Below are 19,918 nucleotides of genomic sequence, written 5' to 3' on the forward strand. Positions count from 1 at the left end.
TCATTCATAATATATGCACGAACAGTTCAATTTTGCCATAGAAGTCCTTGGAACCATCGCCTTTTCCATGTCGGGAAGTTTTGCAGCGATGCAGAAACGTCTCGATCCGTTTGGGGTTCTTATCATTGCCTTCGTAACTTCCGTGGGAGGAGGAACTGTGAGAGATTTATTGCTGGATATTCCGGTATTCTGGATGCATGATCTTCTGATGTGTTCACTCATTCTGCTTACCAGTGTATTTTCCATGGTGTTCAAATCGCTGGAAAAAAACTTTCAGGTTACCCTGTTTATTTTCGACAGTTTTGGTTTGGGCCTCTTTACAATTATTGGGATCCAGAAAGGATTGAATGCAGGAATTCACCCTATGATTTGTATTGCCCTGGGAACGATTACCGGTTGTTTTGGGGGGATTATCCGGGATATACTGCTTAACAGGATTCCGCTGATCTTCAGAAAGGAGATCTATGCAACGGCTTGTATATTGGGAGGATCAGCATTTTTACTGATGACCAAATACACTTCGCTTTCTTACACCTTCATCCAGATTTTCACCATCTTACTGATTGTAGCGATCCGTACTTTGGCGGTAAAATACCACTGGCAGATGCCTAAGTTTTATGGCTACGACCACCATAATTCGGAAATGTAAAACAGATTTTACAGATATAAAAAAAGCACCTGAGACAGGTGCTTTTTATTTTTATTTTTTCTGACTAGAAGAATTTTCCTCTATTTCTCATATTAGGATTATGCATATGCTTTTGCATGGTCGGCATTTTCAACTGATCTTTCATCATCTTGATCTGATCCGTCATCATCCCAGCGCTGTCTAATCTTTTTGCTTCTTCCAGCAATTTCTGCCCTTCCTGCTTTCTTCCTTTGGAAATAGCTGCTGCTGCAAGATTCAATGTCGCCATCGCTCTGTCGTGTTTCATATTCAAACCATACTCCAATGCTTTCTTCATTAAAGGTTCCACTTTTGTCGGGTGATCCTGAGCTTGTGTTAACCCTAATAAGTAATGAAAGTATCCGTATTGAGTTTGATGAAGTTGTCCTTTATAATCTGTTATTTTTGTTAACCATTCTGCAGCTTTCTCCATATTCTGTTTTCTCAGTTGCCAGAATGCCAGAAGAATATATTCATTTTTAAAGAAAAGCAGAATCGGAAATGCGGCAAGAAGAAAAACCACAATACCCCAGCCAAGATTTCTTGTAAAAATCATCATATAAAGTCCCAGTAGGATAAGAACTGCTGCTACTGCAATTTTAATGTATTTATTCATTATTAAATTTTAGAAGTGCAAAGATAATAAATTTAGGTCTTAAAGTTCAAAAAGTCAATGGTGAATAGTCAATTCGCTACGCTTGTTAATTTTTGTATCTGTGAGAAATTCATGATTCATTTTACGAAACGAAAACTCACTATTGCTCCTTATGCTTCTTTTTTAATTCTTTCAAACGTCTGAAAACAGAAATCGTAACCATTTTTTTCGTCTTTCTCGTGGCAGATTTCATTTGTTTTTTCCCAGATTTTCTCATCTATTTTCGGAAAGAAAGTATCTGCTTGAAGATCTGCTTTCACTAAGGTAACCTCTAATTTGTCTACAATATCCATCGTCTGCTCATAAATATTACCTCCTCCGATGATGAAGATTTCTTCATCAATCTTTTTGGCAAATTTCACTGCTTCTTTCAGACTTCCTACGATAAGAATACCCTCCTCAAACCAGTCTTTTTTTCTTGAAACAACAATATTAGTACGGTTAGGCAAGGCCTTACCAATGCTCTCATACGTTTTTCTTCCCATGATCACCGGATGCCCTGAAGTAATATCTTTAAAATGTTTTAAATCTTTAGGAAGATGCCAAAGCAACTGATTTTCAAAACCAATTTCATTCTTCTCTCCCATTGCCACCACTATTGTTGTCATTCAAATATAATTTTCTACAAAATTAGCACATAATTTGTATATTTGATTAGCACAAAAAATTAAAAAAAATAAACTATGAAAAATAAAGGATGCCTAAGCGCAGGAACCATTGGTATTGTTCTTCTTATTATTGTTATTGGTCTTTTCTTCTGGGGAAAAAGCGGCTATAACAGTTTTGTAGATAAAGAGCAGACTGTGAACGCAAAATGGTCTAATGTAGAAACGGTATATCAAAAAAGAGCCAATCTTATTCCTAATCTTGAAAGAACGGTAAAATCTTATTCAAAATTTGAACAGGAAACTTTAACGCAAGTTGTTGAAGCACGTTCTAAAGCAACTTCCATCAATATTGATCCAACCAATATGACGGAAGCTGACATTGCGAAGTTTCAGGCTGCACAGGGAGAATTATCCGGAGCGTTGAGCAGATTAATGGCAGTCGTAGAGTCGTATCCTAATTTAAAAGCAGACCAGCAGTATATCAACTTCCAAAGAGAGTATACCGCTATCGAAAACAGTATCAGAACAGAAACTGTTTATTACAACGACGCTGCTCAGATTTACAATACCTCTATCAAGACTTTCCCAAACAATATTTTGGCGAATTTCACCAACTTTAAAGAAAAACCTTACTTCAAAGCTGACGCAGGAGCTCAGAAAGCACCTGATGTATTCAAATAACAATGGGTAATTACCTTACAAATCAACAGATCGCTTCCCTTGTGGAAGCGATTCAGTCTGCGGAAGATCATTCTACGGGAGAGATCCGAGTGCATATAGATTCCAATACTGATGATCATCTTGCAAAAACGGCATTTGAGGTTTTCCGCGAACTCTGTATGGATAAAACCGCCGATAGAAATGCCGTGCTTTTTCATGTTAATTTTGAAAAAAAATATCTGACCATCATTGGAGATGTTGGAATTCACGATAAAGTACAGCAATCCTACTGGAATCATCTGCACGATTATATCACTGCTGAATTTGCCAAAGGTAACTACTATAAAGCATTGAAAAGTGCGATCCTGGAAACAGGTCTTGAACTTAAAAAACATTTTCCTGTAGAAGGAGAAAACCCAAACCAACTTCCGAATGAAATTACATTCTCTTAAAATAGTATTTTCATTTCTACTGCTCTGCTTTTACACTTTTGTATCAGCACAGTATACTATTCCTGAAAAACCTGCAATTCTTTATCCTGTTTTTGATGAAGCTAATCTTCTTACTCCACAGGAAAAAAATGATCTGAATAATAAACTCATCAAGTTTGCCGACTCTACTTCTACAGAAATTGAAGTGATCATTATTCCATCTACAAAAGGGGAAGATGTGAACTTCCTGGCCACCATGTTCGGTGAAAAATGGAAAATCGGGAAAAAAGATGTAGATAACGGAGTTGTATTTCTTATTGCAACGGAAGACAGAACCATGTCTATCCAACAGGGACGTGCTGTAGAACAATATCTTACCGCGTCAGTAGCAGGACAGATTCTTGACTATATTGTAACCCCAAATTTCAAAAAAGGACTTTGGTATGAAGGTATCAATGGAGGAACCTCAGCTATTATGGAGGCTGTTCAAGGGAAATTCAAACCTGTTGCCACTACAGCGCCTTCCGGTAACGGAAGTGCATTAAAAGTCCTTATTATTGCCTTTGTTATCTTCATCATTATTGCCATTCTTTTTGGAAACAGAGGCGGCGGCGGTGGTGGCGGTAATAATGACGACGATGATGATGTGATCATTACCCGAAGAGGACGCAGAAACTATCCTGGCGGATTTTTCCCTTTCCCCGGCGGATTTGGGGGTGGCGGCTTCGGAGGAGGAAGTTCCGGCGGTGGCGGAGGATTTGGAGGCTTCGGTGGCGGAGGAAGTTTTGGAGGCGGAGGCGCTTCAGGAGGATGGTAGTTTAGTGTTCTTAGAAAACTCTGTTCCTTATCTACCTTTCAGCCTTATTCATTAACCTTGCTAAATTCCAATTAAAAATGGGGAAAGAAATTTTCAAACGATTACTATATCCCTTTTTATTTTCTCTGGGATTATCTTTTTTGATTGTTTTATTGGTTTCAGGAGGTTCAGGAGGATCTGAAAACACGCAGGCTCGAAACATCATGTTTTTTTATGCGTCTTTCATTTCTATAAGCTGTTTTATTTCTTCTGTACCTGCATTTCTTAACTTAGTTGTATCGGTGAGGAAAAGCCTGTATCTAAGTATCGCTTCGTTCTTTGCATTCCCTTTGGCTGTTCATATTTTTACAATTCTCCAAAATACTGAAGGAGACCTCGCTCTATTGATTATATTTTACAGCCCTTCTTCACTTTATCTTCTAGCCCTTATTTACAATTTTTATAGATTCAGAAAAAATACCGAAATAGAGTGGATTCAAAAGAATCTCTAAATTTGAATCAAACCTTTTATCTAAACCTCAAAAATAAACCCATTCTTCGTATAATATTAATATTAAATTCAATTTTATATATTAAAAAATTAACAAAACCCCACAAAAACTACCTTTTATTCAATATTTTTTCACTATATTTACTGAAAACAGGATTATGAAGAAGACCTTGGTAGTATTTGCACACCCTTATCTGGAGCACTCTAATTCGAATGTAGAGCTCATCAATTTCTACGTTCGTCATCAGCATTATACCTTAAGAGATCTTTACGAAGAATATCCTGACTTTCATATTGCGGCTTTCAGAGAAAGAAAACGCCTTAAAAACTACGACCGTTTTATTTTTCAGTTTCCATTGATATGGTTCGGAATGCCACCTCTTCTTAGATTATGGATTGATGAAGTTTTTGATAGAGACTGGCTTAAAGAAGGAGAATACAATCCTTTAGAAGGAAAAGAAGTCTATATTCTTATTACCACAGGAGGAAAAGAAAGATCATTCAGTAAAACGGGAACTTATCAGTATACGATAGACGAGCTAATCAGTGGGCTGATTGTTTCTTTAAGAGTCTTTAAAGCCGACATCAAGCATATTAAAATCGTATACGAAGCCAGCAAGCTTTCTAAAAAGGAAATTATTTTACATAAAAAAGAATTTACAGAACTACTCAACCAATAGCATATGGAATCCAGCTTAGCGATGAACACATTAATTTTTCTGGGGGTAGCCATTATTATGGTTCCATTGGCCAGAAAGTTTGGATTGAGTTCTGTGATCGGATATATTTTAGGAGGAATCATTATAGGTCCTTATGTTCTGAGACTTACAGGAAATAATGTAAACGACATTATGCACGCCAGTGAGTTTGGAGTGATCATGCTTTTATTCATTGTAGGATTGGAACTGGAGCCCAGGAAATTCTGGGATATGCGAAAAAAGATCATGGGACTGGGGCTTTCTCAAATGCTGCTCACCATTTCGTTGCTATTTGTAGTATTCATCAGTGTAGGATGGCGAATAGACAAAGCAATAGCCGTAGCCATGTGTTTTGCATTATCTTCCACAGCCATCGTTCTGCAAACTCTACAGGAAAAGAACAACCTTAAAACAACGGCGGGAGAAGCTTCTTTTTCCACGCTTCTGTTTCAGGATATCTCAGTGATTCCAATTCTGGCAATTCTTCCCATTATTGCTAATTATAAAGCGAAACATCATGACAATGAAATTCAGATTCTGATTCAGAAGTTACCGGAATGGTTACAGGCAAGTACCGTAATTCTGGGAGTTGTTTTACTGATTCTGTTGGGAAGATATGTATTTGTCCCTTTTCTCCGCTATGTTTCAAAATCGGGAATGGCAGAATTGTTAACAGCTTCTTCACTATTTCTGGTCATTGGGGTTTCTGAGCTTATGGTAGTTATTGGCCTTTCTCCCGCACTGGGAGCTTTCCTCGCTGGAGTTATGCTTGCGAACAGTGAATTCCGGCATGAACTGGAGGCGCAGATCAATCCGTTCAAAGGGTTGCTGTTGGCTGTATTTTTCGTGAGTGTAGGCTCAACAATTAATTTTAACATTATTCAGAAAGATCCTTTATTTATCTTCAGTACCGTGTTTGCAGTGCTGATTGTAAAGTTTATTGTTTTATATGCGATTGGAAAATTTTTCAAGATAGATACTCCACAGAGTCTTTTCTATGCATTTGCTCTTTCCCAGGTAGGAGAATTTGCGTTCGTATTAATCAACTACGCCTCCGATCTTTATCTTCTGAGCCCGGAACTGAATGCTCAGCTTATGGCTGTAACGGCAATTACGATGTGTATCACTCCTATCCTTTTGATCTTGAATGATCGATTTATCACGCCCAAATTTATCAAAGAAGTTCCTGAAGAAGATCACGATTTTAATATTTTAGACAGCGATGTCACTCAAAAAAAGATTATCATTGTCGGTTTTGGTCATTTTGGAAGTACTGTAGGACGACTTTTAAAAGCGAATAAAGTATCGGCCACTATTTTGGATAGAGATTCAGACCGTGTAAAGCTATTGAGAAGCTACGGTTTTAAAGTATATTATGGGGATGCCACCAGAATTCCGATTCTAAGAGCGGCCGGAATTGAAGATGCAGAGATTTTGGTTTTATGTCTTGATGATCCGGATGACAATATGTTTATTGCAGAACTCGTTCGTGAACATTATCCTGATGTAAAGATTTTCGTAAGGGCCAAAAATAGAATTGACGCCTATGAATACCTCAACAACGGGATCAATCATATTTATCGTGAAACATTAGGTACTGCAGTGGATATGGCTGTAGACGTTCTTCATGAAACAGGAATGAGAAAATATGCGGCACGACGTCTTGGACAAAGATTTATGGCCATTGATAAAGCATCGATCAGAAAACTGGCAAAAATGAAGGAAGATGATGATATTGCTTTATTCAGTACAAAAGAAATCCTCCAGCGTGAGGAGGAATTATTGGCGTACGATAATCTTAATTTTGATAACCGAAATTGGGAGGGTTCCTCATCCACAGAAGAAGATGAGGAAGAATCCCAGGATTAGTTTATTGGATGGTTACACTTCCACCGCTGCTTTCGTCTTTCGTTACGCTTGTAAGCTCTCCTTTCTTAGAAATCGTAACACTTCCACCAGAAGAAGCCTCCGCTTTAACACTGGAAACGGCTGCTACATGAATACTTGCACCACTGGACGCATCTGCTTCTACATGCTCTGCAATAACATCTTTTGCCGAAATACTACTCCCCGAAGAAGCGCTTATTTCTGCCTTTTTTGCTTTTCCTGAAATTTCAAGGCTTGATCCTGATGAAGATTCAACTCCAAGATTCACAGCCCATACTTTTCCACTGAAATTGCTGCTACTGCTGATATTGATATCCATATCGTTGGCTTCCAGATTTCCAGAAATACTTGCTGCACTGGATACCTCGATATCTGTTTTTTCCTGCGTAAACTTATCTTTTACCTCAATACTCGCTGCCGAATCTGCTAAAAGCTTTTTAAAATCTTTAGCATAGATCTTTGCCGTTACTTTAGTTGTATTTATCACTCTGATACCGCTCTTGTAATGAATGTGTAACTTACCGCCATCATTATCCACAAGGATTTCATTGATGATATTCTGAGGAGCAGAAATCTCAACTTTCTCTACATCCGACTTTATCACTACCGCTTCTATAGCCTGTGAAACCTGAATTTCATCAAAATCTCCCGTAACTTCTTTATGTTGCATCGGTCCATTATCAGTAGTAACTACCTTCTCTACCCAGCTGCTTTTTTCTTCGTTTCTTCTCTCATGTTTATCATTACATGAGGCCAATATCACAAAGGCTGATAAAATAAAAAGAGTTCGTTTTTTCATGATTTATTTCTTTTATTTATTATTTTTTTGATTTCTTATTTAAATGACAACTAATTTATAAAAAATATTACATCGCACTTAAAAATACTACATTTCCTTTACAAATTTAAAACTGCTAGCTATTAAAATCATTCCCATTATTTACCTGCTTTTTCCTCTTACGAAATACCTCACGCAAAATAGATTCTATGATGTAAGTTTTTAATATCTTTATGGTTTAATAACAACTATATTTATGAAGAATATTTCATCGGTATTATTAATTTCTGCCTTGGCGTTCAACCAATCTTGTACTACAATGAAACAGACCGATACACAACAGGAGCTTCCTGCACCTGATCCCTCTTTATCTTCAAACCCTTTCATGAAGAAGAGTAAGCTTCAGTACGAAGCTCCGGAATTCGACAAAATCAAAAATGAGCATTTCAAACCTGCTTTCGATTTTGGTTTAAAACAACATGAGGCTGAAATCGTAAAAATAGCCAACAACCCGGCTGCTCCTACGTTTGAAAATACCATCGTTGCATTAGAAAAAAGTGGTGAAGTACTGAAAAGAACTCAGATCGTGTTCTCTAATCTTACCAGCGCCAACACCAATCCTACGCTACAGGCTCTGGATGAAGAATATGCTCCTATTTTTGCAGCACATTCTGATAAAATGTACCTGAATGAAAATCTTTATAAAAGAATACAATCAATCAAAGAAGACGGTCTTGATCCTGAAAGTAAGAGACTGGTACAATATTACAAGCAAAACTTTGAGATTGCCGGGGCTAATCTTTCTGCTGCTGACAAAGAAAAACTGAAGCAGATTAATCAGGAATTGGCTTCCCTTTCTACGCAATACTCCAACAAATTATTGGAAGCGAGAAAACAAGGTGGTGTATTTTTCTCTGATGCAAAAGAACTGGACGGACTTTCTGCTGACGAAATTGCAGCCGCTGCGGCAGATGCTAAAACAGCAGGGCAACCTGGCAAATATCTTCTTGCCTTACAAAATACAACACAGCAACCTCTTTTACAAAACCTGAAAAACAGAGCTACGAGAGAAAAACTCTTTAAGGCTTCGTGGACAAGAGCTGAAAAAGGTGATGCTAATGATACGAGAGATACCATTGAAAAATTAGCTAAACTAAGATTGAAGAAAGCTCAGATCTTAGGTAAAAAGAATTTTGCAGAATGGAAACTTCAGGATCAGATGGCAAAAACTCCGGAGGCTGCCACTAAACTGATGAACCAGATTGCTACTCCGGCTGTAGAAACGGCAAGAAGAGAAGCAAAAGACATTCAGGATCTTATCGATCAGCAAAAAGGAGGTTTCAAAGTAGAACCTTGGGACTGGAATTTCTATGCTGAACAGGTAAGAAAAGCAAAATTTGATCTTGATGAAAGTGAAATAAAACCTTACTTCGAAATCACAACCGTTCTTGAAAAGGGAGTTTTCTTCGCTGCTGAAAAATTCTATGGACTTACATTCAAAAAAAGAACAGATCTTCCTGTTTATCACCCTGATGTAGTTACGTATGAAGTATTCGATCATGATGGAAAATCTATTGCGATCTATTATCTGGACTTCTATACAAGAGATTCTAAAAATGGAGGCGCATGGATGAGCAACTTTGTAGAGCAGTCTTATCTTTTAGGCACCAAACCGGTGATTGTCAACTGTTACAATTATCAGAAACCGGCTCCGGGAAAACCTTCATTAATCAGCTATGATGATGTATCAACAATTTTCCATGAATTTGGTCACTCTATCCACGGAATGTTTGCCAGCCAGAAATACCCTTCTCTTTCAGGAACCAACGTACCGAGAGACTTTGTAGAATTCCCTTCACAGATCAATGAACACTGGGCTTTAGATCCTGTTGTTTTGAAGAATTATGCAGTACATTATCAGACAAAACAGCCTATTCCACAAGCTTTAGTAGAAAAGATTAAAAAAGCGGCTACTTTCAACCAGGGATATATGACTACTGAATTGGTTTCTGCTGCAGAGCTTGATATGGATTGGCATACCATCGCTAACGAAAGCCAGTTTATTCCTGTTTTAGATTTTGAAAAACAATCTTTGGCAAGCCATGGGTTTACCTTAGCAACGGTTCCGCCAAGATACCACACTCCTTATTTCGCGCATATCTGGGGCGGTGGATATTCAGCAGGATATTACGCTTACTTATGGTCTGAGACATTGGACAATGATGCATGGGAATGGATCAGTAAAAACGGAGGATTAACCAGAGAAAATGGTGACCGTTTTAGAAAATATATTCTTTCTGTAGGAAATTCTGTAGACCTGAACCAAGCATTCAGAGATTTTACAGGACATGATCCGGATATCAAACCTTTATTGAGAAACAGAGGTTTTATTAAATAAATCAACGAGAAGCATTCTTTATTAAGGGTGCTTCTTTTTTTATGTTTCTGCTCCAGCTTGTGGATATTTATTATTTTTGTGGATTAGAATTTTAAATACATTATATGAACTGTCCTTGCTGTTCAGGAAAACCTTACGAAGATTGCTGCAAACCCTACCATACCGGAGAAAAGCATGCTCCAACAGCAGAAGCATTAATGCGTTCCCGCTTTTCTGCTTTTGCCATTCCCAACGGAGAATACCTGATGGAAACTACTCTTCCGGGAAAACGTAAATTCCACAATAAAAGAGATCTTCAGGAATGGGGAGAAATCAATGAATGGACAAAGCTTGAAATTATAAGAACTCCTGCTTTAAATCATGTAGAGTTCAAAGCTTATTACACCGATCAGGACGGTCATCCACAAGTTCACCACGAGTTTTCTGTTTTCCAGAAAATGCATGACCGCTGGTATTATGTTTCAGGAGAATTTTTAGATTAATAGTATCCATTTTCTACCTCTTCTATCTATATTTCAATAGAGCGTAAGTATACATAAGTTGTACACTGTATAAAAAATAAGCCACAGAAAATTCTGTGGCTTATTTTTATCTTACGATCAAAAAAATGTCCGATAAAAACCGGACATTTATAGTATTTTTTAGTGAGCATCAGTTCCGTCAATTCCATGAGCATGACCGTGTGATAACTCTTCTTCTGTTGCAGGACGAGTATTTAAAACTTCCACCTGGAAATCTAAAACTTTACCAGCCATTGGGTGGTTAAGATCAGCCACTACAGCTTCAGGAGTTACTTCTACCACAAATGCCTGAAAATTATTCCCTTGATTATCAGATAAAGGTAAGATCGCTCCTACTGGTGGAATTCCTGATTCTTTAAACATATCAATTGGTAATTCTGCAATAGCATCAGCTTGTCTTTCACCATAAGCTTCTTCCGGCTGAATGGTAAAAGCAGCTTTATCACCAGCTTGTAAACCAAGGATATTCTGTTCAAATTTTGGAATCATCATTCCTACACCGTACAAAAATGTAAGTGGATTTTCTGCTGTTGTTTCTTCTACAAGAATTTTAGTTCCATCTGGTTCGATCGTGTGAAGGATGTACTTTACAGCTACAACATGATTGTTTTCAATTGTCATATTTTCTATTTTTTTTCGTGAGTTTTTTCACGATTCATAACACAAATATACGTTTTTGAAATGATTTCAGATTTCTATCTGTTCTTCTTTGCCTCGTCTCTTTTCTTTTGCCTCAATACAAAGAGATATAAACTCTCGACTTTCGTTCTTGCCCATGGTGTTTTTCTTAGAAACTTCAGAGAAGAACTTATACTGGGCTTATCTGTAAAACATTTTATATTGATCTGTTCGCCCAGCCTTTCGAAACCTTGATAGTATTCTACCAATTCTTCAAGGATAGCATCCAGTCTTTTTCCGTGTAAAGGATCTTTTGATTTTTCTTCCATAACACCGTAAAATTAAAACATTTTATCAGACTTGGCGACTAAAATTGTTTCCCCTCTTAATCTTTAGTATTTTTGATGAAGCTATTTCTTACCCATAAAATGATCCGGCACCTATAATATGAGCAAAAACAACGAAGCAAACAGGAAAAAAAATAAAAAGAAAATTGACCAGAAAAAACGTAAAATACAAAATGCAGAAGCAGAAAGGAAAGCACGTTTAAAACAAATCCGAGAGGATTTTAAAGCAAGAGAAGCTGACAATAAACTCTAAAATCATGTACAACCTCTTTTGAAATCTTTGGATTTGAAATGGTTATATAATGGTAGATTGAAATCCTTTTTAATTCTCAAACTTAAATTATGAAAATTCTACACACCGCCGACTGGCACTTAGGAAAACGCCTTGATCGTTTTTCAAGGCTGGAAGAACAGACTTTAATTATGGATGAAATCGTTCATATTGCTGATGAGAATAATGTAGACTTGGTTTTGATAGCAGGTGATCTGTTTGATAATTTTAATCCAAGCGTTGAAGCAGTAGAATTATTTTATAAAACCCTGAAGCGTTTATCATTAAATGGAAAACGTCCTGTCGTTGCCATTTCCGGAAATCATGATTCTCCCAGTTTAATAAGTGCTCCCGATCCCTTAGCCCGGGAATGCGGAATTATTTTAATAGGTCATCCTAAAACGGAGATCGTCCCTTTTGCAACAGAATATTTTCAGATAACCCAAACAAAGTCCGGTTTTATCGAACTTAGTCTGGATGGCAAAGATTCTCCGGTAAGAATACTCCACACACCTTTTGCCAACGAAATCCGGTTAAAAGAATATTTTGGGGAAAATAAAGAAGAAGAAATCAATAAAGTGCTTTCACAAATGTGGAAAGAGCTTGCAGATGAGTTTTGTGATGATTCCGGCATCAATCTTCTCATGGCTCATTTATATATGAATAAAAGAGGCGCAGAAATCCTGGAAGAACCCGATGGCGAAAAACCTATTAAAATTGGAAATGCAGACCTGATCTTTTCAGATACGATTCCAGAACAGATCCAATATACAGCATTAGGGCACCTTCATGCTTTTCAGAATATCGGGACAAAAGAAAAACCGGTCATCTATTCCTCTTCTCCTTTATGTTACAGTTTCAGTGAAGCCGGACAAACCAAATATATTACTGTTATTGATGCAGAACCGGGAAAGGCGATCTCCTACGAAAAAATAGCTTTAAAAAACGGAAGAGCCTTAGTCCGTAAAACATTTACCTCCGTGGAAAGTGCTGTTCAGTGGCTCTCTGAAAATCCCTATACTTTTGTTGAACTGACTCTTGAAAGTGAAACTTTTCTTACCGCCGATGAGAGAAGACAAATATATCAGTCTCATAACGGTATTGTTCATCTTATTCCAAAAGTTAAAAACAAAGAACTGACAGAAAGCCAAAGTCAGGAAATTAATTTAAATCAGAATATCGAAATATTGTTCAAAGACTATTTTAAATCTAAAAGTGGCGGACAGGAAGCCAATGAAGAACTGATGAATTTGTTTAACGAAATTTTAAATGCTTAGCTTATGATTCCTGTTCAATTAACTATCGAAGGATTATACTCCTACCAGGAACGCCAGACTATTGATTTCAAAAATCTTACCGATGCGGGATTATTCGGTATCTTCGGAGCTGTGGGTTCGGGAAAATCTTCAGTACTGGAAGCCATTTCATTTGCTTTGTATGGTGAAACAGAACGTCTGAATATGCGTGATAAAAGAGCCTATAATATGATGAATTTAAAATCAAACACTTCTTATATAGAATTTGATTTCATCAATTATGAGAATAAATTATTTCGTGCCACCAGAGATTTCAGGAGAAATTTAAAAAAATTCGAAGAAGTAAAACCTAATACTGTTACTTTTTATGAGTTCAGTAATGGTAAATGGCTTCCTTTGGATCATTCGAATGCAGAAACGATCATAGGTTTAAGCTATTCCAATTTTAAGAGAACCATCATTATTCCACAAGGACAGTTCAAAGAATTTCTGGAACTGGGTGCTGCGGAAAGAACCAATATGATGAAGGAGATTTTTAATCTTCAACGTTTTGATCTTCAATCCAACACCTCTACCCTTCACGTAAAAAACAGATCAGAACTGGATCAGCTTGAAGGTCAACTGAAAGGTTTTGAAGAAATTAATGAAGAAAAAATCCTTAGTCAGAAGGACATTCTAAAAGAAGAGCAGAAGAAACTTTCGGAGGCTTACAGTAATCTTGAAAAGATCTCCAATATCTATCAGCAACTGAAAAGCTTAAAAAACGATTTTGAAAGTTTACAGCAAAACAGAGAAAAATTCGGGAAACTGTCCGAACAGAAATCTCAAATAGACGATCTGGAAAGCAAAACAGAATTGTACGACCGAGTTTTCAGAATTTTCAGCCCTTTAATTGTTGAAAAGAACAAACTTTCAAAAGAACAGGCTGGTAAACGCAATGAAAGAGAACAACAGATTAAAATGCTTCAGGAAACTGAACGTCTTTTTGCCATCGTAACAGAGCAGCTCGCTTCTCTCGAACCTCAGTTTAAGGCTTTGGAACAATCGAGATTACAAGAAAATGATCTGAATCTCATCATCCAGATTCTCTCCTATGCTGAGGAAATTAAAATTCTGAATGAAAGAACTCAAAAAGGTTCTGAAAAAGTAAAAGAAGTTGACCTCAACAGAGAAAAGATACAGAAAATCATTGACGAGCTTTCTGCCGGTGTTAAAAACTTAAAAGAACAAAAACTCGATTCTTCTTTGCTTTCTGAAGTTGGAAATTGGTTTATTCAACAAAAAAATCTCAAAAAGAAACAGCAGGAACAAACTGAGAAAATTGAAAAACATACGATTCAGATTGATTCCATCACAAATGAATTGAAACCCTTTTCCTATCATGAAAACTATAAAGACGATTTCAAAATACGGAAAGAAACATTAGAAGCAAGCAAAAAAGAATGGTCTCAAAAACTGGATCAGCTTAAAATCCAGAAAGAGCTTTCCCGCTTTGCCAGTGAACTTCACGATGGTGAAAATTGTCCTCTTTGCGGTTCTAAAGCGCATCCTCATATTGTAGAAATTCAGGATGTACAAACAGAGCTGCAGGAAATTCAGGATAAAATAGCAGGGATTGACCAGGAGGTTATCTACCTGCAGAAACAGGAAGCTGATATTGATAAAATTCTGGACCGAAAAAAAATATTTGAAGAGCAACACCTTTCCGAACAGAAAATTTTGCTCCAAATTCAAAAAGATATTGAAAGCCATATTCAGCAGTTTAGCTGGAAACAGTTTTCTCCCAATCATGAAGACGAGTTTGAGAAAAAACGTTCTGATTCTTTCGCTTTGGAAAAAAAGATTGAAGATACAGAGCGAAATATTACTTTAGAGAGGGAAAATCTTGAAAAAGAAACGCAACTTCTGGATAAATTTAAAACCGCGTTGGACGAAATTAAAAAGAAGGAGCTTTCCAAGCAGGAGCATATTAATTTCAGTAAAGCCAGCCTTAAAACTCTGGACTGGAATCTGTATGCACTAAAAAGCACAACTGAAGTTGAAGAATCTTATCAACAGCTGATTGCCTCCAATAAAGCAACGGAAGAAAATTATCAGAAGGCTTTACAGGAAGAAAAACTTCTTGTTCCAAAACTGGCAGAGCAAAAAACAATTGTCGCGGAGACTGAAAAGCAAATCGCAACACTGCAACAGGAAATATCGGATAATGAAACAGAACTGAAAAAAGCACTTGCAGAACAAAATTTTGCAGAGTTGAAAGAAGTTGAAACTCTTTTGCAGCAGGAAATCAATATTCAAACTGCCAGAGCCGAAATACAAAAGTTCAGAATCGAATTTGAAACCCTGAAAAAATTTATTGAAGAGTTGGAATTGAAACTAAAGGATCTCTCTTTTAATGAAGAACAATTCTCTTCAACCGAAAAGCAGTTCAATGATACACAAACGGAACATCAACAGATCAACGATTCTGTCGTAACCAAAATGGCAGAAATAGACCGTCTGGAAAAAGAGTTCCTGAAAAAGGAAGAACTACTGAAAGCACTGGCACAACTTCAGAAACGTTCCGAAAATTTAAAACTGATGATGAATCTGTTTAAAGGAGCCGGTTTCGTACAATATGTTTCATCTATTTATCTGCGTCAGCTCTGTGATCATGCCAATGTACGTTTTCACAGGATGACAAGGAACCAGCTGAGTCTTCAGCTCAATGAAAATAATGATTTCGAGATTATAGATTACCTCAACGAAGGTAAAAGCAGAAGTGTTAAAACGCTTTCCGGAGGGCAAGCATTTCAGGTATCCCTGAGTCTTGCTTTAGCTTTAGCAGAAAGTGTTCAGTCTAATGCGCAGGCTGATAAAAATTTCTTTTTTATTGATGAAGGTTTTGGTACTCAGGATACGGAATCTGTCAATATTGTATTTGAAACCCTTACCAATCTGATAAAAGAAAACAGAATTGTTGGAATTATCTCTCACGTAGAAGAGCTGAAAGAAAAAATTCCTACCGCACTCAATATCGTAAAAGATGAAGAAAGAGGAAGCTTGATTGAGATGATCTGACAGGTTTTTCACCATTAAATCGCCACGAATGTACCTATCCATTTTATAAGTGCATTCATGGCTTTTAAAAACCATTCTGAAAATTATTACATATAATTACCGTTCATTTTATTACATTTGAATTGACAAAGACCTGTTTTTCACCCTTCAAGTTGTTAAGAGATAATTGATATTAAATGATTTTACTGAATGAAAAAAATTGGACAGCATATTATCCTTATCCTTTTACTTTTAACAATTCCGATTGTTTCTTCTCCGGATTTTGACGGTACGCTGTCGGTTTTCAGAGTATCTCCGTTTCAGAGAGAATTTATTCGTTTTGTATTTGTCGTTCTCTTTTTTTATGTAAACCTGAATCTGTTTCTTCCCAAACTATATAGTCAGAAAAAATATGTCCTGTTTGTTATCTGTATTCTGATCTGTTTCGGAATTATGGTTTTTGTACCCAATTACCTCACTGCAGAAAACGGAATGGCAGGTCGTCCTTTTCCAAGCCAGATGCAACCGCCGGCGGCACATTCTCCCGGAAATATTCCGCCACCGATGGAAGAGAGATTTCCACGGAAAAACTTTGAACCCGGAAACCACATCTCTTACGGTCAAATGATTTTTTCTTCACTTTTACCCTTTCTGTTTTCATTCCTGTCTTCTCTTTTTATTTTTAAAAATATTGAAAAAAAGGAACTGGAACGTTCTAAAGCCAAAGCCGAATTATTAAGTTTAAAATATCAGTTACAACCTCACTTTTTATTTAATATTTTAAATTCTATTTACTCTCTGGCATTGTTCAAATCGGATGATGCTCCCAATGGAATTCTGAAGCTTTCCAATGTCATGAGATATGTAGTACAGGAAAGCAGCAAAGATTTTGTAAAGCTCAGCCAGGAGATTGATTATTTAAAGGATTATATTGCTCTTCAACTGATAAGGACTGACAGCAGTTTAGATTTTTCCTATACAGAGATCGGAGAAACCAAAGACCTGCAGATCGCTCCTTTTATTTTGGTAAATTTTATTGAAAATGCTTTTAAATATGGATTTAACGCAGAAGAAAAATCAAAGATTGCTGTAAAATTGATTATAGAAGAGAATACATTACATTTTAATGTTTTTAATAATATTGTCAACCCTACCATTACGGATGAGAACAGCTTAAAAATCGGAATGAAAAACACACTGGAACATCTGCATCAGGTGTATCAGGGGAAATACACATTCAATACTCAGCATAACGGAAAAACTTTTGAAGTAGATTTAAAAATTAATTTATTGTAACCATGATCAAAGCGATTGCTCTTGACGATGAAATTCTGGCCTTAAAAATCATTGAAAACTATGCCGGAAAACTTGAAAATCTGTCTCTTGACAAGATATTCAATACCCAAAGCGATGCCCAGAAGTACCTCAACAAATTTCCTGTTGATCTTATCTTTCTAGATATAGAAATGCCATCCAAAAACGGTATGGACTTTTATAAAAAAATTTCTCAAAATACTAAAGTTATTTTTACAACGGCATATTCAGAATACGCGGTGGATGCTTTTAATGTCAACGCTATAGATTACCTTCTGAAACCATTTTCTTTTGAAAGGTTCAAGGCAGCTGTGGAAAAGGTGAAAATAACCCCGGAAACAGATCATGTAAAGTATCTTTCTATACGGGCAGATTACAAACTTCATAAGATTAACTTTGATGACATTCTTCTGATTGAAGGGCTGGATGATTATATTCAGATCCGTTTAACCGATCATTCTACTATAACAGCCCGTTCTTCTATGAAAAACATTCTGGAGAAACTCTCCGAGAAAGATTTTGTAAGAGTTCACCGCTCCTATATTGTTCCTGTAAAAAACATTAAAACAATCGTTAACCGTAATATTCACATTGACAATTTCATTATTCCGATCGGAGAAACATATAAAGATCTTGTGATGAAACTTGTCAACCGATAAGTTTTTTTAATGGCTCTCACTACGGATCATCTTTCAACATTGGACTCCTGTAATTCTTAATATCTCTTAAAAAACAATCATTTACCGACACATTTTATTTGTTCACCTCATAAATTTTACAGCTTCGTTTTTTGAAAATACTTTTGGGATAAGAAACTCAAAAAACTGATGGATTGACCTCCGTTATCTTTTAAAGTATTAACCTTAAAAACCCTGTATTATGAAAACAATGAATAGAAAAGGCTTTCTGAAAAGCCTGGGTTTAGCAGGGGTAACAGCTGTTGCCGCTCCTCTTTTAATCCACTGTGGAAGTGATGATGATTCAATTGATTCATCTTCCAACAGTACTTCCGGATCTAACGCCACAGGATGTTCTGTTACCAATAGCGAAACTGAAGGTCCCTTTCCCACTAAGTCACCTTCCAGCCTTGTTCAAAGTAATATTGTGAGCGACAGAACCGGAGTTCCTTTTACCATCACCATTACGATTCAGAATGTGAATACAAACTGTACGGTATTGCAGGGAGCTTTTGTAGATATCTGGCATTGCGACAAAGACGGCAACTATTCCGAATATGGAGGAACAGGAATGCAGCCTACTAACTATACAACGGTTCACTTTTTAAGAGGACGACAGACTACAGATGCGAGCGGACAGGTGAAATTTACCTCTATCTTTCCAGGTTGGTACAACGGAAGAGCCACTCATATCCATGTTCATGTGTATAACTCAGCAGGACAATCTCTTCTGGTTACCCAGATTGCTTTTCCTGAAGGAAGTGACAGCGCTGTCGTACAGGTTGCGGCAAGTACAGGTTACAAAGGAATGAGCGGCTATACCTACAATGCCAATGATAATGTTTTCAGTGACGGAACTTCCAACGAGATGTCCAGTATTTCAGGAAGTGTAAGTGGTGGATTCGCTCTTACTCATACGGTAAAAGTTTCTGCCTAATACTCCGGAAAATTCAGTGTTGGTTCTGAAAAGAGCATTTTCCGGAACAACCTTAATAATATTAGTGTTTTTACCCATTTCCACAAAAGCACAGGCCTAGTAGATCGTATCATATAGACCCGAAGTGTTAAAATCAAAAGCAATGTATCTGTCTGTGCTTCGTGGAAATATTAAACCTCTGTAGACTATGTTAGTTCAAACCCCATCAAAGATTTTTAAAAATGATTTCAGAATTTGGAATGAAGCTGAGAAATATGTAGTCAGTGAAATTCTGAATCATCAGGAAACAAACGGGCCGTTACTGAGTGTGAAGGAAGCGGTTCTGGATATTGAAGGTGAATTAAGACTTCATTTTGATGGGGAGAGAACCCTTCTTATCCTTCCTCTCTACGGAGAAATCATTATCACAGATTTTTATGAACCAATTTCTGCAGGAAAATCTCTTACTTTCAACACGAAAGAAGGAAAAGATATTGTAATTAAGAATCTCATTTACCACGATAAAGCAGATCTTTTACTCTTCGAATTCGAAAAACAGGAACATATTCTGAATTTTTCTAAGAAAGAACTGGATTTTACTTTACAAAACAATTTTTTCCCTATATCTACGGCATTACCTTTTCCCAATTTTATTGGACTTTATAAGGGTCGAGCGGAAGGATTTTATGCTTTAAAGAATACAGACAAATCCATTTTCGGCATGGTATTGAACGGAGCTTTTGAATTTCAAAACAGACTCTTAGAAAATCGGGATGCCATTCTGCTTTGGGAAATTCAGGAACTGGAATTTGAAGCGTTGAGCGAAGATGCTCTGATGCTTTTTATAGAAACCTAACCATTAATACTTTC

The 19,918-nt window shown here is 36.8% G+C and carries 21 protein-coding genes; 16 read left to right on the top strand and 5 right to left on the bottom strand.

The features are described 5' to 3' along the window. Positions 1-13 precede the first annotated feature (13 nt). Complete coding sequence (locus tag ACL9RH_RS19450) at positions 14-649, top strand: trimeric intracellular cation channel family protein (protein WP_422694988.1); 636 nt, start codon at positions 14-16, stop codon at positions 647-649. Between the two features lie 64 nt (positions 650-713). On the opposite strand, the gene ACL9RH_RS19455 is transcribed toward ACL9RH_RS19450, so the two are convergent. Together ACL9RH_RS19455 and ACL9RH_RS19460 are read right to left on the bottom strand one after the other, a co-directional pair. After that, a complete protein-coding gene (locus ACL9RH_RS19455) occupies positions 714-1,283 on the bottom strand; it encodes a DUF2892 domain-containing protein (protein WP_422694989.1) in 570 nt (189 codons plus the stop codon). 149 nt (positions 1,284-1,432) lie between these two features. Next, on the bottom strand, positions 1,433-1,930 hold the full coding sequence (locus ACL9RH_RS19460) for a dihydrofolate reductase (RefSeq protein WP_422694990.1): 498 nt from the start codon (positions 1,928-1,930) through the stop codon (positions 1,433-1,435). 75 nt (positions 1,931-2,005) lie between these two features. On the opposite strand from ACL9RH_RS19460, the gene ACL9RH_RS19465 reads away from it, so the two are divergent. The 6 genes from ACL9RH_RS19465 to ACL9RH_RS19490 all read left to right on the top strand — a co-directional run bounded on the left by ACL9RH_RS19465 (position 2,006) and on the right by ACL9RH_RS19490 (position 6,895). Continuing rightward, positions 2,006-2,611 (top strand): LemA family protein, encoded by a 606-nt coding sequence (locus ACL9RH_RS19465; protein ID WP_422694991.1) that lies wholly within the window; start codon positions 2,006-2,008, stop codon positions 2,609-2,611. Between the two features lie 2 nt (positions 2,612-2,613). After that, positions 2,614-3,042, top strand: coding sequence for a TPM domain-containing protein (locus ACL9RH_RS19470; RefSeq protein WP_422694992.1), 429 nt, complete (start codon positions 2,614-2,616; stop codon positions 3,040-3,042). After that, on the top strand, positions 3,023-3,838 hold the full coding sequence (locus ACL9RH_RS19475) for a TPM domain-containing protein (RefSeq protein WP_422694993.1): 816 nt from the start codon (positions 3,023-3,025) through the stop codon (positions 3,836-3,838). Before ACL9RH_RS19470 ends, ACL9RH_RS19475 begins: the two co-directional genes overlap by 20 nt. A gap of 77 nt (positions 3,839-3,915) precedes the next feature. Then, on the top strand, positions 3,916-4,329 hold the full coding sequence (locus ACL9RH_RS19480) for a hypothetical protein (RefSeq protein WP_422694994.1): 414 nt from the start codon (positions 3,916-3,918) through the stop codon (positions 4,327-4,329). A 157-nt stretch (positions 4,330-4,486) separates the two neighbouring features. Further along, positions 4,487-5,008, top strand: coding sequence for an NAD(P)H-dependent oxidoreductase (locus ACL9RH_RS19485; RefSeq protein WP_422694995.1), 522 nt, complete (start codon positions 4,487-4,489; stop codon positions 5,006-5,008). Positions 5,009-5,011: 3 nt separating this feature from the next. Continuing rightward, complete coding sequence (locus ACL9RH_RS19490) at positions 5,012-6,895, top strand: monovalent cation:proton antiporter-2 (CPA2) family protein (RefSeq protein ID WP_422694996.1); 1,884 nt, start codon at positions 5,012-5,014, stop codon at positions 6,893-6,895. A gap of 1 nt (position 6,896) precedes the next feature. Here the strand turns inward: ACL9RH_RS19490 and ACL9RH_RS19495 are convergent, their stop codons facing one another. Further along, the gene (locus tag ACL9RH_RS19495; protein ID WP_422694997.1) at positions 6,897-7,712 is read right to left on the bottom strand and encodes a GIN domain-containing protein; all 816 of its coding nucleotides are present in this window, start codon (positions 7,710-7,712) and stop codon (positions 6,897-6,899) included. A 235-nt stretch (positions 7,713-7,947) separates the two neighbouring features. Between ACL9RH_RS19495 and ACL9RH_RS19500 the strand changes: the two genes are divergently transcribed. Then, the gene (locus ACL9RH_RS19500) at positions 7,948-10,089 is read left to right on the top strand and encodes a M3 family metallopeptidase (protein WP_422694998.1); all 2,142 of its coding nucleotides are present in this window, start codon (positions 7,948-7,950) and stop codon (positions 10,087-10,089) included. 104 nt (positions 10,090-10,193) lie between these two features. Further along, positions 10,194-10,571 carry a YchJ family protein gene (locus ACL9RH_RS19505; RefSeq protein WP_422694999.1) on the top strand — a complete coding sequence of 126 codons (378 nt, stop codon included), beginning with the start codon at positions 10,194-10,196 and terminating at the stop codon, positions 10,569-10,571. 159 nt (positions 10,572-10,730) lie between these two features. On the opposite strand, the gene ACL9RH_RS19510 is transcribed toward ACL9RH_RS19505, so the two are convergent. Beyond that, positions 10,731-11,231 carry an FKBP-type peptidyl-prolyl cis-trans isomerase gene (locus ACL9RH_RS19510; protein ID WP_422695000.1) on the bottom strand — a complete coding sequence of 167 codons (501 nt, stop codon included), beginning with the start codon at positions 11,229-11,231 and terminating at the stop codon, positions 10,731-10,733. Between the two features lie 74 nt (positions 11,232-11,305). Beyond that, positions 11,306-11,557, bottom strand: a complete 252-nt coding sequence (locus ACL9RH_RS19515; RefSeq protein WP_422695001.1) for a VF530 family DNA-binding protein — start codon at positions 11,555-11,557, stop codon at positions 11,306-11,308. Between the two features lie 118 nt (positions 11,558-11,675). Here ACL9RH_RS19515 and ACL9RH_RS19520 point away from each other — a divergent pair, with 118 nt between their 5' ends. The 7 genes from ACL9RH_RS19520 to ACL9RH_RS19550 all read left to right on the top strand — a co-directional run bounded on the left by ACL9RH_RS19520 (position 11,676) and on the right by ACL9RH_RS19550 (position 19,904). After that, on the top strand, positions 11,676-11,828 hold the full coding sequence (locus ACL9RH_RS19520) for a hypothetical protein (RefSeq protein WP_171006328.1): 153 nt from the start codon (positions 11,676-11,678) through the stop codon (positions 11,826-11,828). An 89-nt stretch (positions 11,829-11,917) separates the two neighbouring features. Then, the gene (locus ACL9RH_RS19525; RefSeq protein ID WP_422695002.1) at positions 11,918-13,123 is read left to right on the top strand and encodes a metallophosphoesterase family protein; all 1,206 of its coding nucleotides are present in this window, start codon (positions 11,918-11,920) and stop codon (positions 13,121-13,123) included. Between the two features lie 3 nt (positions 13,124-13,126). Further along, positions 13,127-16,162: an AAA family ATPase gene (locus ACL9RH_RS19530; RefSeq protein WP_422695003.1), complete on the top strand. Its 3,036-nt coding sequence runs from the start codon at positions 13,127-13,129 to the stop codon at positions 16,160-16,162. 189 nt (positions 16,163-16,351) lie between these two features. Then, on the top strand, positions 16,352-17,437 hold the full coding sequence (locus ACL9RH_RS19535) for a sensor histidine kinase (RefSeq protein ID WP_422695004.1): 1,086 nt from the start codon (positions 16,352-16,354) through the stop codon (positions 17,435-17,437). 2 nt (positions 17,438-17,439) lie between these two features. Then, positions 17,440-18,114 (top strand): LytR/AlgR family response regulator transcription factor, encoded by a 675-nt coding sequence (locus tag ACL9RH_RS19540; RefSeq protein ID WP_422695005.1) that lies wholly within the window; start codon positions 17,440-17,442, stop codon positions 18,112-18,114. A gap of 220 nt (positions 18,115-18,334) precedes the next feature. Then, complete coding sequence (locus tag ACL9RH_RS19545; RefSeq protein WP_422695006.1) at positions 18,335-19,069, top strand: intradiol ring-cleavage dioxygenase; 735 nt, start codon at positions 18,335-18,337, stop codon at positions 19,067-19,069. A 187-nt stretch (positions 19,070-19,256) separates the two neighbouring features. Continuing rightward, positions 19,257-19,904: a hypothetical protein gene (locus tag ACL9RH_RS19550; protein ID WP_422695007.1), complete on the top strand. Its 648-nt coding sequence runs from the start codon at positions 19,257-19,259 to the stop codon at positions 19,902-19,904. Positions 19,905-19,918: the final 14 nt, after the last annotated feature.

Origin of the sequence: Chryseobacterium sp. Mn2064 (assembly GCF_049319685.1) — a bacterium.
GTDB lineage: Bacteria > Bacteroidota > Bacteroidia > Flavobacteriales > Weeksellaceae > Chryseobacterium.